Origin of the sequence: Streptomyces sp. NPDC007084, from assembly GCF_040703595.1 — a bacterium.
Classification (GTDB): domain Bacteria; phylum Actinomycetota; class Actinomycetes; order Streptomycetales; family Streptomycetaceae; genus Streptomyces.
Map to the genome: position 1 here is coordinate 1 of NZ_JBEYFY010000077.1, position 14,487 is coordinate 14,487.

At 70.7% G+C, this 14,487-nt stretch carries 17 protein-coding genes and 1 pseudogene; 11 read left to right on the forward strand and 7 right to left on the reverse strand.

Features of this window, described 5'->3' with window-relative positions; all coding sequences use genetic code 11:
• Positions 1 to 309 precede the first annotated feature (309 nt).
• Together AB0912_RS33105 and AB0912_RS33110 are read right to left on the reverse strand one after the other, a co-directional pair.
• The gene (locus tag AB0912_RS33105) at positions 310 to 1,275 is read right to left on the reverse strand and encodes a zinc-binding dehydrogenase (RefSeq protein WP_366706492.1); all 966 of its coding nucleotides are present in this window, start codon (positions 1,273 to 1,275) and stop codon (positions 310 to 312) included.
• A 250-nt stretch (positions 1,276 to 1,525) separates the two neighbouring features.
• Positions 1,526 to 2,755, reverse strand: coding sequence for an NADP-dependent malic enzyme (locus AB0912_RS33110; protein ID WP_366706494.1), 1,230 nt, complete (start codon positions 2,753 to 2,755; stop codon positions 1,526 to 1,528).
• Positions 2,756 to 3,293: 538 nt separating this feature from the next.
• Between AB0912_RS33110 and AB0912_RS33115 the strand changes: the two genes are divergently transcribed.
• From AB0912_RS33115 to AB0912_RS33125, 3 genes are read left to right on the forward strand one after another with little or no spacing between them, the layout of a single operon-like run.
• The gene (locus AB0912_RS33115) at positions 3,294 to 4,250 is read left to right on the forward strand and encodes an ABC transporter substrate-binding protein (RefSeq protein WP_366706496.1); all 957 of its coding nucleotides are present in this window, start codon (positions 3,294 to 3,296) and stop codon (positions 4,248 to 4,250) included.
• Positions 4,251 to 4,288: 38 nt separating this feature from the next.
• Positions 4,289 to 5,227: an amino acid ABC transporter permease gene (locus AB0912_RS33120; protein WP_366706498.1), complete on the forward strand. Its 939-nt coding sequence runs from the start codon at positions 4,289 to 4,291 to the stop codon at positions 5,225 to 5,227.
• Positions 5,224 to 6,015: an amino acid ABC transporter ATP-binding protein gene (locus AB0912_RS33125; protein ID WP_366706500.1), complete on the forward strand. Its 792-nt coding sequence runs from the start codon at positions 5,224 to 5,226 to the stop codon at positions 6,013 to 6,015. Before AB0912_RS33120 ends, AB0912_RS33125 begins: the two co-directional genes overlap by 4 nt.
• A gap of 294 nt (positions 6,016 to 6,309) precedes the next feature.
• Here AB0912_RS33125 and AB0912_RS33130 read toward each other — a convergent pair whose 3' ends face one another.
• The gene (locus AB0912_RS33130; RefSeq protein WP_366706502.1) at positions 6,310 to 7,068 is read right to left on the reverse strand and encodes a class I SAM-dependent methyltransferase; all 759 of its coding nucleotides are present in this window, start codon (positions 7,066 to 7,068) and stop codon (positions 6,310 to 6,312) included.
• A 100-nt stretch (positions 7,069 to 7,168) separates the two neighbouring features.
• Here AB0912_RS33130 and AB0912_RS33135 point away from each other — a divergent pair, with 100 nt between their 5' ends.
• Positions 7,169 to 7,798, forward strand: coding sequence for a CGNR zinc finger domain-containing protein (locus AB0912_RS33135; protein ID WP_366706504.1), 630 nt, complete (start codon positions 7,169 to 7,171; stop codon positions 7,796 to 7,798).
• Here the strand turns inward: AB0912_RS33135 and sodX are convergent.
• Positions 7,702 to 8,133, reverse strand: a complete 432-nt coding sequence (sodX, locus tag AB0912_RS33140; protein ID WP_366706544.1) for a nickel-type superoxide dismutase maturation protease — start codon at positions 8,131 to 8,133, stop codon at positions 7,702 to 7,704. The two genes, AB0912_RS33135 and sodX, sit on opposite strands and share 97 nt — an antisense overlap.
• A 145-nt stretch (positions 8,134 to 8,278) precedes the next feature.
• Between sodX and sodN the strand changes: the two genes are divergently transcribed.
• Both sodN and AB0912_RS33150 read left to right on the forward strand, forming a co-directional pair.
• On the forward strand, positions 8,279 to 8,674 hold the full coding sequence (gene sodN / locus AB0912_RS33145; RefSeq protein WP_081219369.1) for a superoxide dismutase, Ni: 396 nt from the start codon (positions 8,279 to 8,281) through the stop codon (positions 8,672 to 8,674).
• A gap of 157 nt (positions 8,675 to 8,831) precedes the next feature.
• A pseudogene (locus AB0912_RS33150) lies at positions 8,832 to 8,948 on the forward strand (DNA mismatch repair protein MutT); the annotation flags it as partial.
• A gap of 76 nt (positions 8,949 to 9,024) precedes the next feature.
• Here the strand turns inward: AB0912_RS33150 and AB0912_RS33155 are convergent.
• A complete protein-coding gene (locus AB0912_RS33155; protein WP_366706506.1) occupies positions 9,025 to 9,222 on the reverse strand; it encodes a hypothetical protein in 198 nt (65 codons plus the stop codon).
• A 139-nt stretch (positions 9,223 to 9,361) separates the two neighbouring features.
• Between AB0912_RS33155 and AB0912_RS33160 the strand changes: the two genes are divergently transcribed.
• The 5 genes from AB0912_RS33160 (at position 9,362) to AB0912_RS33180 (ending at position 12,632) form a co-directional block, all read left to right on the forward strand.
• The gene (locus AB0912_RS33160) at positions 9,362 to 9,802 is read left to right on the forward strand and encodes an SHOCT domain-containing protein (protein WP_366706508.1); all 441 of its coding nucleotides are present in this window, start codon (positions 9,362 to 9,364) and stop codon (positions 9,800 to 9,802) included.
• A gap of 75 nt (positions 9,803 to 9,877) precedes the next feature.
• Complete coding sequence (locus AB0912_RS33165; protein ID WP_366706546.1) at positions 9,878 to 10,258, forward strand: helix-turn-helix transcriptional regulator; 381 nt, start codon at positions 9,878 to 9,880, stop codon at positions 10,256 to 10,258.
• A gap of 20 nt (positions 10,259 to 10,278) precedes the next feature.
• Positions 10,279 to 10,701 carry a VOC family protein gene (locus tag AB0912_RS33170; protein ID WP_366706510.1) on the forward strand — a complete coding sequence of 141 codons (423 nt, stop codon included), beginning with the start codon at positions 10,279 to 10,281 and terminating at the stop codon, positions 10,699 to 10,701.
• 303 nt (positions 10,702 to 11,004) lie between these two features.
• Positions 11,005 to 11,880, forward strand: a complete 876-nt coding sequence (locus tag AB0912_RS33175) for a hypothetical protein (RefSeq protein ID WP_366706512.1) — start codon at positions 11,005 to 11,007, stop codon at positions 11,878 to 11,880.
• Positions 11,877 to 12,632 carry a VOC family protein gene (locus AB0912_RS33180; RefSeq protein ID WP_366706514.1) on the forward strand — a complete coding sequence of 252 codons (756 nt, stop codon included), beginning with the start codon at positions 11,877 to 11,879 and terminating at the stop codon, positions 12,630 to 12,632. The genes AB0912_RS33175 and AB0912_RS33180 overlap by 4 nt, the downstream gene beginning before the upstream one ends.
• Before the next feature lie 212 nt (positions 12,633 to 12,844).
• Here AB0912_RS33180 and AB0912_RS33185 read toward each other — a convergent pair whose 3' ends face one another.
• A complete protein-coding gene (locus AB0912_RS33185; protein WP_366706516.1) occupies positions 12,845 to 13,192 on the reverse strand; it encodes a DUF952 domain-containing protein in 348 nt (115 codons plus the stop codon).
• A gap of 10 nt (positions 13,193 to 13,202) precedes the next feature.
• Positions 13,203 to 14,429, reverse strand: a complete 1,227-nt coding sequence (locus tag AB0912_RS33190) for a sigma-70 family RNA polymerase sigma factor (RefSeq protein ID WP_366706518.1) — start codon at positions 14,427 to 14,429, stop codon at positions 13,203 to 13,205.
• Between the last annotated feature and the right edge of the window lie 58 nt (positions 14,430 to 14,487).

Genomic DNA, 14,487 nt, shown 5'->3' on the forward strand with positions numbered 1-14,487 from the left:
CGGGACCTGCTACCGGGCACTCCGGTGTCTACCCGGACGGGACTTCCACCCGCAGGCTGGGACCAGCTTTCAGGACGCAACATGGCGGCAACCTACGTTGACAGTCCGGGCCTGTCAACCAAAATTGACACACGGCCGCGCGACACGGAGGCGCGCGCCACGGCGGCACCCGGCTCCGGACACGCGAACGGCGGGCCCGGAACCCCGGACCCGCCGTCGACGCGCCCGAACGGCCGAAGCCGCCGAAGCCGCCGAACCCGCTGAACCCGCTGAACCCGCTGAACCCGTTGAGCCCGCCGAGCCCTGCCCTCAGCTCGCGGTCAGCACGATCTTGCCGAAGTGACCGCCGGCCTCCAGGCGCTCGAACCCCTCGCGGGCCCGGTCGAGCGGAAGCACCTCGTCGATGACGGGCCGTACGCCGGTGGCGGCGCAGAAGGCGAGGAGGTCCTCCAGTTCGTCCTTCGTGCCCATCGTGGAGCCGACGACCTTGAGTTCGAGGAAGAAGATCCGCGTCAGCTCGGCGTGCGAGGGCCGGTCCCCGCTGGTGGCGCCGGTGATGACGACGGTGCCGCCGGGACGGAGGGACTTGATCGAGTGGGACCAGGTGGCCGCGCCGACCGTCTCGATCACGGCGTCCACCCGCTGCGGCAGCCGGGCCCCGGACTCCAGCGCCTCGACCGCCCCGAGTTCGAGCGCCCGCTTCCGCTTGGCCTCGTCGCGGCTGGTCGCGAACATCCGCAGGCCGGCGGCCTTCCCGAGCACGATCGCGGCGGTGGCGACCCCGCCGCCCGCCCCCTGCACGAGCACGGAGTCACCCGGCCGCACCCCGGCGTTGGTGAACAGCATGCGGTAGGCCGTCAGCCAGGCGGTCGGCAGACAGGCGGCTTCCTCGAAGGACAGCTCGGGGGGCTTGGGCAGGACGTTCCACGTCGGCACGGAGACCTGCTCGGCGAAGGTGCCCTGGTAGCGCTCGGTGAGGATGGAGCGGGGTTCCTTGGGGCCGACGCCGTGGCCGGTCTGGCCGATGACGGAGTGCAGGACGACCTCGTTGCCGTCCTGGTCGACCCCGGCGGCGTCGCAGCCGAGGATCATGGGGAGCTTGTCCTCGGCGAGGCCGACCCCGCGCAGCGACCAGAGGTCGTGGTGGTTGAGGGAGGCGGCGCGTACGTTCACGGTGGTCCAGCCGGGCCTCTGTTCGGGAGCCGGTCGCTCCCCCAACTCCAGGCCGTTCAGCGGCTGGTCACGGTCGATTCGGGCGGCATAGGCAGCGAACATGGCCCCGACGATAGGCTCCGCCCCGCCCCGGCGGAACCGCCTCCCCCTGTGACACGCGTCCCTGGAGGCGATGAATCAGCCCCCTTGGGGTTCGAGGAGCGGGGGGGCTCCGGGGGCAGCGCCCCCGCGACGGGACGGCCCCGATCACCGGGAGCGGAGGGGCGGAGGGGGCGGAGGGGGCGGAGGGGGCGGAAAACAATGACCCCGCCGGAGGACAGCCCCCGGCGGGGTCACGACGAACGCACGGGCCTCAGCGGCGAGCGACACCCTCCGCACGAGCAGCCGCGGCCACAGCGGCCGTCACCGCCGGCGCCACCCGCTCGTCGAACGGCGAGGGAATGACGTAGTCGGCGGCGAGATCGTCACCGACGACCGCGGCCAGCGCCTCGGCGGCGGCGATCTTCATGGCCTCGGTGATCCGGGAGGCCCGGACCTGGAGGGCACCGGCGAAGATGCCGGGGAAGGCCAGGACGTTGTTGATCTGGTTCGGGAAGTCGGAGCGCCCGGTCGCGACGACGGCCGCGTACTTGTGGGCGACCTCCGGGTGCACCTCGGGGTTCGGGTTGGCCATCGCGAACACGAAGGCACCCTCGGCCATGGAGGCGACCGCCGGCTCCGGCACGGTACCGCCGGAGACGCCGATGAAGACGTCGGCGCCCGCGAGGGCGGACTCCAGCGAACCGGAGAGCCCCGCCCTGTTGGTGATCTCGGCGAGTTCGCGCTTGACGTCCGTGAGGTCGTCCCGGTCACGGGAGACGACGCCCTTGCGGTCGGCGACCGCGACATCGCCGATGCCCGCCTCCAGCAGGAACTTGGCGATGGCCACCCCGGCCGCGCCCGCACCGGAGATCACCGCGCGCAGTGAGCCGATGGAGCGCCCGGTGAGCCGGGCGGCGTTACGCAGCGCCGCGAGCGTGACGATCGCGGTGCCGTGCTGGTCGTCGTGGAAGACCGGGATGTCCAGTCGCTCCTGGAGCTTGCGCTCGATCTCGAAGCACCGGGGCGCCGAGATGTCCTCCAGGTTGATGCCGCCGAAGGAGGGCGCGAGCCGGGCCACGGTCTCGACGATCTCGTCGACACCGGTGCAGTCGAGCGCGATCGGGACGGCGTCGACGCCGCCGAACTGCTTGAAGAGGATGGCCTTGCCCTCCATGACGGGGAGCGAGGCCTCGGGGCCGATGTCACCGAGCCCGAGCACGGCCGTTCCGTCGGTCACGACGGCGACGACGGACGACTTCCAGGTGTAGTCGTGGACGAGGTCCGGCTGCTCGGCGATCGCGCTGCACACTTTCGCGACGCCGGGCGTGTACGCCAGGGACAGGTCGTCCTTGTCACGGACCGGCACGGTGGCTTGCACTGCCATCTTGCCGCCGCGGTGCAGCGCGAAAGCCGGATCGAAATCGAAGGAGTCGAGGGGCTCCGCCCCGTCTTCCCGATCCGTACTGCTGTCGCTGCGAGGATTGACGATCTCCGCTGCCACTTTGTTTTACCCCTTAGGTCTTCATTGTTTGAGGGTGACCACTCCTGGTTGAGGGGTGGGCGGGCACCGCGCAGGCCCTGCCGCCGTGGTTGCGTACGGGCGGCTGCGCGACGGGCGCGCCGCACACGCGCCCTGAGCCCCGGATGAGGGGTGTAAAGAACCTTCTTACCCGACGCACGGTGTCGCGGACGAGTCCATAACGCCAAGATCACACGCCGGTGAGATGACTCATGCCTGGATCCATTGACAATTCCGGACATAGGCTCGTTCGCCAGAGGGCGCGTATTAGCAGCCGTCCGCATCGCGCGAGACGCCGAAGATCTTCCGGCCGGAAGCGGGGATTCCCGTACAAGATCCGGTCGGGTCGTACCGGCCCGTAGCGGTTCGGGGGTCACCCGTTATCCGATTTTGACATGGCGGGCACCCTGAATGCCGCAGTCCGAATGGCAAGATGCCGTCATCACACGAGGTCGCGACACTCAAAGGTGTGTGTTCTCGTCGACCTGTCGGCTACTCCCTCATCCGCCGGAGGACCCTCATGACCGCACGCACCACCCGTCGTACCACCGCCGCGCACTCCCGGATAGCAGCGGTCGGCGCGATCGCGGTCGCCGGCGCCCTCGTCCTCACCGGCTGCGGCGACCAGACCAAGGACGACTCGGGCGACTCGTCCGCGAGCACCAGCTCCGCGCCGCTGGCCGGAAAGCTCCCCAAGGCGATCCGCGACGCGGGCGTCATCAAGGTCGGTTCGGACATCGCGTACGCGCCGGTCGAGTTCAAGGACGGTTCCGGCAAGGTCGTCGGCATCGACCCCGACCTGGCGGACGCGATGGGCAAGCAGCTCGGGGTGAAGTTCGACTTCCAGAACGGCACCTTCGACACCCTGATCACGGGCCTGCGCTCCAAGCGGTACGACATCGCGATGTCCGCGATGACGGACACCAAGGACCGCCAGGAGGGCGTCGACTCGGACACCGGCAAGAAGGTCGGCGAGGGCGTCGACTTCGTCGACTACTTCACCGCGGGTGTCTCCATCTACACCCCCAAGGGCAAGACCCAGAACATCAAGACCTGGTCCGACCTGTGCGGCAAGAAGCTCGTCGTGCAGCGCGGCACGGTCTCGGAGGACCTGGCCAAGGCCGAGTCGAAGAAGTGTACGGGCGGCAAGAAGATCGCCATCGAGTCGTACGACAACGACCAGCAGGCCCAGACCCGGCTGCGCGGCGGTGGCGCCGACGCCGGCTCCTCCGACTTCCCGGTCGCCGCGTACGCGGTGAAGACGTCCGGCGGCGGCAAGGACTTCGAGATCGTCGGAGACCAGGTCGAGGCCGCGCCGTACGGCATCGCGGTCGCCAAGTCCAGCACCCAGCTCCGGGACGCCCTACAGGCCGCGCTGGACGCCATCATCAAGAACGGCGAGTACGACAAGATCATCGCGAAGTGGGGCGTCGACGCGGGCGCCGTCAAGTCGGCCACGGTCAACGGCGGCAAGTGACCGCGGGTCCGAGCGGGCACTGAAAGGCAACAACTCCCGTGACTGTTGACATCGACAAGACACCGGGCCCGGAGGACGCTCCCCCGGCCCGGCCGGAAGCCATCAAGGCGATCCCGGTCCGGCACTACGGGCGGTACGTCTCCGCGGTCATCGCGATCGCGCTGCTGGCCGCCGTGGTCTACGCGTTCTCCCAGGGCAAGATCAACTGGGGAGCGATCCCCGACTACTTCTTCGACCACCGCGTCATCAACGGCGTCCTCAAGACGCTGCTGCTGACCGTCCTCTCGATGCTGATCGGCGTCGTCGGCGGCGTTCTGCTCGCCGTGATGCGGCTGTCGAAGAACCCGGTGACCTCGTCCATCGCGTGGTTCTACATCTGGTTCTTCCGCGGTACGCCGGTCCTCGTGCAGCTGGTGGTCTGGTTCAACCTGGGCCTGGTGTTCACGTACATCAACCTCGGTCCGATCTACAAGGACTACTGGTCCGACTTCATGACGCCGCTGCTGACGGCGCTGCTGGGGCTCGGCCTGAACGAGGCCGCGTACATGGCCGAGATCTGCCGGGCCGGCCTCCTCTCGGTCGACGAGGGCCAGACCGAGGCCTCGCACGCCCTGGGCATGAGCCACGGCAAGACCCTGCGCCGGATCGTCATCCCGCAGGCGATGCGCGTGATCGTGCCCCCCACGGGCAACGAGGTCATCAACATGCTGAAGACGACCTCGCTGGTCGCCGTCATCCAGTACTCCGAGCTGTTCCGCGTGGCCCAGGACATCGGCCAGACCTCGGGTGCCCCGGCCGAGATGCTCTTCCTCGCCGCCGCCTGGTACCTGCTGCTGACGTCGGTGTTCAGCGTCGGCCAGTACTACCTGGAGCGGTACTACGCCCGGGGCAGCAGCCGTACGCTCCCGGCCACGCCGTTCCAGAAGATCAAGACCCACGTGCTGTCGCTGGGCCGTCCCACGGGAGGTGCGGCATGACCGCCGACGTGACCAAGGCGGGCTCCGCCACGGCGATGGTCAAGTCCGAGGGCGTCCACAAGTCCTTCGGCCCGGTCGAGGTCCTCAAGGGCATCGACCTGGAGGTGAAGTCCGGCGAGGTGTTCTGCCTCATCGGCCCCTCCGGCTCCGGCAAGTCGACCTTCCTCCGGTGCATCAACCACCTGGAGCAGATCAACGCCGGCCGCCTGTACGTCGACGGCGAGCTGGTCGGCTACCGCCAGAAGGGCGACAAGCTCTACGAGCTGAAGGACAGCGAGGTCGCGCTGAAGCGCCGGGACATCGGCATGGTCTTCCAGCGTTTCAACCTGTTCCCGCACATGACGGCCATCGAGAACGTCATGGAGGCACCGGTCCAGGTCAAGGGCGTCAGCCGGGCCCAGGCACGCGAGCGCGCGGGCCAGCTGCTGGAGCGCGTGGGCCTGGCCGACAAGGCGAAGAACTACCCCTCGCAGCTCTCCGGCGGCCAGCAGCAGCGGGTGGCGATCGCCCGTGCGCTGGCGATGGACCCGAAGCTGATGCTCTTCGACGAGCCGACCTCGGCCCTGGACCCGGAGCTGGTCGGTGACGTTCTCGACGTCATGCGCGACCTCGCCCAGTCCGGCATGACGATGATCGTCGTCACCCACGAGATGGGCTTCGCCCGCGAGGTCGGCGACAGCCTGGTCTTCATGGACGGCGGCGTGGTCGTCGAGGCCGGCAACCCGCGCGAGGTCCTGACCGACCCCCAGCACGAACGCACCAAGTCGTTCCTGTCCAAGGTGCTGTGAGGTCTGGTGCTGTGAGGCCGAAGGCGCCGTGAGCCCGGAGGTCCTCTGAGCGCGGAGGTCCTTTGATCGCGGAGGTCCTTTGATCGCGGAGGTCCTTTGATCGCGGAGGTCCTTTGATCGTTCTGCACGCCGGATGCCGCCCACCCCTCCCCGGGGTCGGCGGCATCCGGCGTTCCACGGTCACACCCGCTACGCGGGACCGGCCCGGCAGACGGCGACCGCGCTCCCGCAGCGTCTCCCGCCCCCCTCCCCGATCCCCTCGCCAACTCCCGCCCCTCCCCCGCTACTTGATCGCTACTTGACCGCCAACACCACCGCGTCCGAGGGCGAGCGCCAGACCGGGCGGGCCTCCGTGAAGCCCTTTTCGCGGAGTACGCGCGCGTGCCACTCGGCGGAGGGTGTGTCGCCGTCCGCGTGCTCGCCGTAGATCTCGAAGCGGCGGGCGGTGGGTTCGGCGAGGACGGGGTCCTGCGCGGCCACCTTCCACCATTCGGCCCAGTCGAGGGCGCCGTCTTCCCGGGCCTGGTCCATCCGGGCGTGCCGCCGGGCGCGGTCGGCCGCGTTGATGCGGGGCGTGGTCTCGTCGACCATGTGGTCGGCGTTCATGAAGACACCGCCGTCGCGGACCAGTTCCGCGATCTGGCCGTAGAGGGCCGCGAGGGGTTCGCTGTGCAGCCAGTGCAGGGCCGTGGCGGTCAGCACGGCGTCGTACGTGTTGTACGGCAGCCGGGTGCGCCACTCGGGGGCCTTGAGGTCGGCCGTCACGAAGGAGACCCGGTCGTCGCCGGCGAAGGTGCCCTCGGCGATGGTGAGCAGCGCGGGGTCGAGGTCGAGGCCGGTGCTGGTGGCGCCGGGGAGGCGGTCGAGCAGCCGGGCGGTGATGGTGCCGGTTCCGCAGGCGAGGTCGAGGACGCGGGGGGCGGGTCCGACGAGGGCCTCGGTCATGTCGAGCATCACCCGGAAGCGCTCCTCGCGGTCCGGCATGTACCACTCCTGCTGCCGGTCCCAGCTTCGCTGCCAGGCCTGCCAGTCCGTTCCGGTGCCGATGGCCATGAAAGCCCCTCCTCCACTCGACCGCGTAATACCCTGGAAGCGCGATCATCTGTTACCCGACCGCCGTCACGACGATAGAGCCCCTCCGTAAGGACTACAAGTGGAACTGGCCTATTACGCGGATTACGCCGTCCGACTCGTCAACAGCGAGGAACCGGCCCGCGGCACGGACACGCTGACCTCGGTCGAGGCCGTACGTGAGCTGTTCGGCAGCAACGCGTCGGCGGTCCGCCGCGCGGCGGAGGCGGACGTCACCCGCTTCCGCTCCGTACGGGCCCGGCTGCGCGCGGTCTTCGAGGCGGCGGACGGCGGCGACGAGACCCTCGCGGTGGACCTGCTGAACTCGCTGCTCCTGGAGTTCCCGGTGAGCCCGCAGATCTCGGGGCACGACCACCGCGACGACGAGGGGCGCCCGCTGTGGCACATGCACCTCGCGGATCACCCGTCGAACGCGACCGCGGGCTACGCGGCGATCGCCTCGATGGGCCTGGCCTTCCACCTCACCGAGTACGGCGTGAACCGGCTCGGCCTGTGCGAGGCCGCACCCTGCCGCAACGCCTATCTGGACACCTCGACCAACCGCTCCCGGCGCTACTGCTCGGACCGCTGCGCGACCCGCGCCAACGTCGCCGCCTACCGGGCCCGCAAGCGCCTGGAGGCGGACCGGGCGGAGAGCACCGGCCTCGCGGCCCCGAGCACCCAGCGGGCGACGGCGAACGGCGAACGCTGACCGTCCGGCGGCCGGAACCGGAACCGCACCTTCCCGAGGACGAGGTCCTCGGGAACGGTTCCGTAGTCCGTACTGTCCCCGCCCGCGTACGCGTTGTCCCCGAGCACCCACCAGCCGCCCTCGCGGCGCTCCGCGATGCGCTTCACGACCAGCAGGTCCTGCTGGAAGGGGTGCCGCAGGACGACGACGTCGCCCGGCCCCACCCGCGCACCCCACTGCACCACGAGCCGATCCCCGTGCTGGAGCGTGGGCACCATGGACGGGCCCGTCACCTCCGCCGCCCCGAACGGCAGCAGGGCCCTCCCCCGCTCGGTCTCCTGCGACAGCTCCGGCATCACCGGCACCTCCCCGGTTCCATCCTCCACCAGTCCCAGTCTCACCCCGGACTTTTGTCCTAAGCCCACGGGGGCACTCGCGAAAACAGGTCTCCTACGGAGTAATGTCCCACCTGAGAAGACGATCACGAGGAAGGACAGCTCAATGCTCTCCCGCCTGTTTGCCCCCAAGGTGAAGGTCAGCGCGCACTGCGACCTGCCCTGCGGCGTGTACGACCCGGCCCAGGCCCGCATCGAGGCGGAGTCGGTGAAGGCCGTCCAGGAAAAGATGGCCGGAAACGACGACCCGCAGTTCCAGACGCGCGCCGTCGTCATCAAGGAGCAGCGCGCCGAGCTCGCCAAGCACCACGTGTCGGTGCTCTGGAGCGACTACTTCAAGCCCCCGCACTTCGAGAAGTACCCGGAGCTGCACCAGCTCGTCAACGACACCCTGAAGGCCCTCTCGGCCGCCAAGGCGTCCGCGGACCCGGCCACCGGCCAGAAGGCCCTGGACTACATCGCCCAGATCGACAAGATCTTCTGGGAGACCAAGCAGGCCTGACCCCCGGCCACGCGCTTCGCGTACGCACCCGGCCCGCCAAGCCACCGACCATGGTGGCCCAGCGGGCCGGGTGCGGTCTTAGGTCGTCAGCAACTCCTCGACGACCCCACGCGGCCACGGTCCACGCCGGGCGGGCGGGCGGGCGGGCTAACGTATCGCCCAGGTTCGCTGGGTCGATACCGGATCCCTCCCCGAGAACTTCGTGGGCACGACTTCCAGCGCCCTTCACCGGTATCTCGGTGACGGGCCGGATGTCTCACTTCACGGCTGGTGATAGCGGCACCAACAGCAGTCGATACACCGAGCTGTAGCTCAGTAATTCTGGTGCGCGGACCTCACCGTCGGTCCCGTCACGCCGGGAGTCTGCGGAGTTCGGTTACCCGCAGGCCCAGGTCGCGGAAGCGGGCGAGTAGGGCGTGTAGGTGGGCGTCGTCCAGGACCTGGCCGAAGAACAGGGTCTGTCCGGTTGTTCGGACGCTGTCCAGTTCCGTGAATGCCGTGGCGAGCGTGTCCGACACTATGCCGGCCACACGGAACTCGTAGCGCATACGGATGCCTCCCCCCTCCGTCTGTCCCGGCCGTACTGGCTGGGGGTGCCTTTATCGTTCCGGGGTTTTCGGTTTGTCGGCTCACCCTTCCGGGGTGAGGTGGGGCCGGGGGGAGCGGCGCAAGGTGGTCGGGCGTGGGATGTCGTACGACGACAGGAGTTCGACGATGAACGGCTCGGCGCTCGTGCTCGCGGCGGACTATCCGCTGCTGAACGTCTTCTGGACCACGATGTGGTTCTTCCTGTGGATCCTGTGGTTCATGCTGCTCTTCCGGGTCGTCGCGGACATCTTCCGCGACGACGACCTGCACGGCTGGGGCAAGGCCGGCTGGTGCGTGTTCGTCGTGGTCCTGCCCTTCCTGGGCGTCTTCGTATACCTCATCGCGCGGGGCCGTGGCATGGGCGAGCGGGAGGCGCGGCGCGTCCGGCAGAGCCAGGAGGAGGTGAAGTCGTACATCCGTGAGACCGCCGGGAGCACCGGCCGGGCCGACGAGCTGGCGAAGCTCGCGGAACTGCGGAGCAACGGCCATCTGACCTCCGAGGAGTTCGAGCAGGCCAAGGCCAAGGTGCTGGCCGCCTGACCGTGCCATCCTGGTCGGGTGGGGAATCCCAGACGCCTGGAAGACCTGGTCCGGCTGCGCAAGGCCCGTGACCTGATGAACCGCGAGTTCGCCGAGCCGCTGGACATCGCGACCGTCGCGCGCACCGCGCTGATGTCGCCCGGCCACTTCCAGCGCAGTTTCCGGGAGGCCTTCGGCGAGACGCCGTACACCTATCTGATGACCCGGCGGATCGAGCGGGCCAAGGCGCTGCTGCGGCGCGGGGACATGACGGTCACGGAGGTGTGCTTCGCGGTGGGCTGCACCTCGCTCGGTTCGTTCAGCTCGCGGTTCACCGAGCTGGTGGGCGAGACGCCGAGCGCGTACCGGGCCCGGCCGCACGACCACGGGGCGCCGATCCCGTCCTGCGTGGTCCGTCGGATGACCCGCCCGGCCCGGCACCGCAACCCCGAGGCGGAACCGGGCACGCGGCTCTGACGACCTCTAGGTTGGACGCCATGGACCTGAAACTCTCCCAGTGCTTCATCTCCGTCGACGACCACGACAAGGCGCTCGCCTTCTACCGTGACGTGCTGGGCCTGGAGGTCCGGGGCGACGTCGGGTTCGAGGGGATGCGCTGGGTCACGGTCGGCTCGCCGCTCCAGCCCGACGTGGAGATCGTCCTGGAGCCCCCGGCCGCCGACCCGGACGCCTCCCCCGCGGACAAGCAGGCCATGGCGGAGCTGCTGGCCAAGGGCATGCTGCGCGGGGTGATCTTCTCCACGAGCGACTGCGACGCCCTGTTCGAGCGGGTCCGTGCCTCGGGCGCCGAGGTGCTCCAGGAGCCCGCCGACCAGCCGTACGGCCTGCGGGACTGCGCCTTCCGCGACCCGGCGGGCAATCTGCTCCGGTTCGCCGAGAGCCGCCGCGCGGCGGGCTGACCCAGCCGGCTGATCCAGCGGGTCGGCCCAGCCGGGAGGCTGACCCGGCCGGGAGGCTGCCCCAGCCGGCAGGTGGGCACAGCGGGTCGGCCCAGGAGGGCGGGCGCCGGGGAGGCCAGGGTCCCGGGAAGGCCGGGGTCCCGGGAAGGCCGGGGTCCCGGGGAGGCCGGGGTCCCGGGGAGGCCGGGGTCCCGGGGAGGCCGGGGTCCCGGGGAGGCCGGGGTCCCGGGGAGGGACACTACGGGCGTGAGTCCTCGGCGCGCCCGTGCGCCGAGCCGTCCGAGCGTCCTTCGAGGAGTCCCCGTGCCGTCCGCGCGCCCCCGTGTCCTGTACGTCAGCGACCTCGCCTATCCGGCCAAGGGGCGGCGGTACTGCGACGAGGACATCGCCCTCACCGCGCGGCTGCGCGAGGACTTCGACATCGCCGTGTGCCACCCGCTGGACGCGGCGGCCCTGATGGGCGGCTTCGACGCGGTGGTCGTCCGCAACAGCGGGCCCGTCCTGCACCACCAGGCGGCCTACGACGCGTTCCGGGAGCGGGCGGTCGCGGACGGCGTGCGCGTCTACAACCAGCTGTCCGGCAAGGGCGACATGGCCGGCAAGGGGTACCTGCTGGAGCTGACCGCCGCCGGGTACCCGGTCATCCCGACCGTGGACCGCGCGGCAGACCTGGGCCTCCTCCCGGCGGCCGACAGCTACGCGGTGAAGCCGAGGCAGGGCGCGGACTCCATCGGCCTGGAGTTCGTGGCGCCCGAACGGCTCGCCGGGCTGCCGTTCGGCGACATCCTCGTCCAGCCGCGCGTCGACTTCCGGTACGAGGTCTCCTTCTACTTCGTGGACGACACCCTCCAGTACGCGCTGTACGCCCCGGACCCGGACCGGCGCTGGGCCCTCGAACCCTACGAACCCACCGACGCGGACCGCGAGTTCGCGCGGCGGTTCATCGACTGGAACGACATCACGTACGGCGTCCAGCGCGTCGACGCCTGCCGGGCCCCGGGCGGTGAGCTGCTTCTCGTGGAGCTGGAGGACCTCAATCCGTATCTCTCCCTGGACGTCCTCTCCCCCGAGGCCCGGGACGCGTTCGTCGCGCGGATGAAAACGTCGTTGCGCGCGCTGATCGACCAGGAGACGGTACGGGCCACAGCGCCCGTACGGCAGGAGGAGCAGCCCCGATGACCACGCGACCGACCGTCCGCTGGACCCATGTCTTCATCGACCGGCCCGTGGCCGAACTGGCGCCCGCCCTGGACTTCTGGACCGAGGTGACCGGCACGCGGGTGTCCGAACCACGCGGTGACCGGGGCGAGTTCGTGACGCTGCTGCCCGACGGCGCGGACGCCTGTGTGAAGGCGCAGGGTGTCGAGGCCGGCCCCGGGGGCGCGCATCTCGACCTGTCCGTCGAGGACGTACCGGCGCTGGTGGAGTGGGCGCTGCGGCTGGGCGCGGAGGTGGTCTCCAGGCATGACGGATGGGCCGTACTGCGGTCCCCCGGCGGGCAGTTGTTCTGCGCGGTGCCCTGGCAGGGCGAGTCCGCGCGGCCGGGGGCGACCGAGGTGCCGGGCGGGGCGCGGTGCCGGCTCGACCAGGTGTGCCTGGACGTGGCGCCGGACGCCTACGCCACCGAGACCGCGTTCTGGGCCGGGCTGACCGGCTGGGAGTCCCTGCCGGGCGCACTGCCCGAGTTCCATGTGCTCCGGCCGCCCGCCGGACTGCCGCTGCGCGTCCTGCTGCAACGCCTCGGCACCGACAGTCCCGCCACCGCCCACCTCGACCTGGCCTGCTCGGACGTCGACGCGGTACGGGCCGGTCACGAGACGCTCGGGGCGACGGCGGTCGGACAGGGTGCCCGCTGGACGGTGATGCGGGACCCGGCCGGCGGCACCTACTGCCTGACCGGCCGGAACCCGGAGACGGGCGGGCTGCTCTAGGGCGTGTCGTTTGGATCAGGTGGCGCCGGAGTGCGGCGCCTTGTCGGCTGGGCCGAGCGGGGCAGGGTGCGTGCAGCTGCAAGGCGGAGGAGGGCGACGACGCGGAGCGTCGGCAACCGACGACAACGCCGCTGGGGGTACCCCCTGCTCGAAGAGCTTGGGGGAGTGCGTGCCCTGCCCCGCGACCCGCCACATGATCCAAACGACACACCCTAGGCGAGGCGCGGCTCGCCCGGGGGCCACGGCTCGACGTCCACGACGGCGTCGACCGGGATCGGCCCGTACACGTGCGGGAACTCCTCACCGCCGGGCTCCATCGCCTCGAAGCGGACCGGCACGCTGAGCCGGTCGGGGTCGACGACGAGGACGACCAGTTCGCCGGGGGCGGTGGAGGTGCCGTACAACATGGCGGCCACCGGGGCGAGTTGCTGGCGGAGCGAGCAGTGGATGAAGCCCTCCTCCTGGAGGGTCCGGCCGCGGGTGGACATCGTGAAGGCGCCGGAGGCGCGGGCCGCGTCCCACAGGGAGCGCTCGGTCAGATGCAGCAGAGGTTCGGACATGGGACGAACGCTACGGGCTCAGCCGGGCCAAGCGCGCTTCCAGGTAACGCCGTTCGGGCAGGCTGAGCGTCCGGTCGGCGGCCGACCGGTAGGCGGCGCGGGCCCCCGCCGTGTCCCCCGCCCGCTCCAGCAGATGGCCGCGTACGGCGTCGACCCGGTGGCCCGCCGCCAACGCGCCCTCCAGCCGGTCGAGTTCGGCGAGGGCCGCGCGCGGACCGTGCACCATGGCCACCGCGACCGCGCGGTTGAGCTGTTCGACGGGGCCGGGTACCTGGCGGACGAGGATGTCGTACAGGCCGAGGATCTCGGTCCAGTCCGTGTCTTCGGGGGTGGGCGCCTCGTCGTGGACGGCGGCGATGGCGGCCCGCAGTTGATAGGGGCCCGCCCGTCCGCCGGCCAGCGCCTGCGTCACCAGGGCCACGCCTTCGTCGATCGCCGCCTTGTCCCAGCGCGCTCGGTCCTGTTCGTCGAGGGGCACCAGTTCCCCGTCGGGGCCGGTGCGGGCGGCGCGCCGGGCGTCGGTCAGCAGCATCAGCGCGAGCAGTCCGGCCACTTCGCCGTTCCCGGGCAGCAGCCGGCGGACCGTACGGGTCAACCGGATGGCCTCACCGGCGAGTTCGGCGCGTTGCAGGGAGGTTCCGGAGGTCGCCGTGTAGCCCTCGTTGAAGATCAGGTAGAGGGTGTGGAGGACGGCGGGGAGGCGTTCCTCCCAGCGGTCGGGGCGGGCGAATCCGACGCCCCGCACCTTCTGCTTGGCGCGGCTGATGCGCTGCGCCATGGTCGCCTCGGGCACCAGCCAGGCGCGCGCGATCTCCGCGGTGGTGAGACCGCCGACCGCGCGCAGCGTGAGCGCGATCTGCGCGGGCGGGGTCAGACGGGGGTGACAGCACAGGAAGAGCAGGGTGAGGGTGTCGTCCTCCGACGGGGCGCGGTCGGCGCCGGGCGGCGGGGCGGTGAACGCGTCGCGCGGGGTGAGCGCCGCCGCCTTCTCCTCCCGCAGCCGGCGCGCCCCCTCGGCCCGCAGGGCGTCGACCAGCCGCCGCGAGGCCACCTTGATCAGCCAGCCGCGCGGATTGTCGGGCACGCCCTGGGCGGGCCACTGGCCGGCCGCCGCGAGCAGCGCCTCCTGGACGGCGTCCTCGGCCGAGTCGAAGTGCCCGTACCGGCGCACGAGGGCGCCGAGGACCTGCGGCGCGTGACGGCGCAGCAGGTCCTCGGTCTCGTTCGTACCGCTCATCCGGTCATTCTCGTGCCACGCACCCCGTCTTCCGTGCCGCACACTCCCCGGTGCCGCG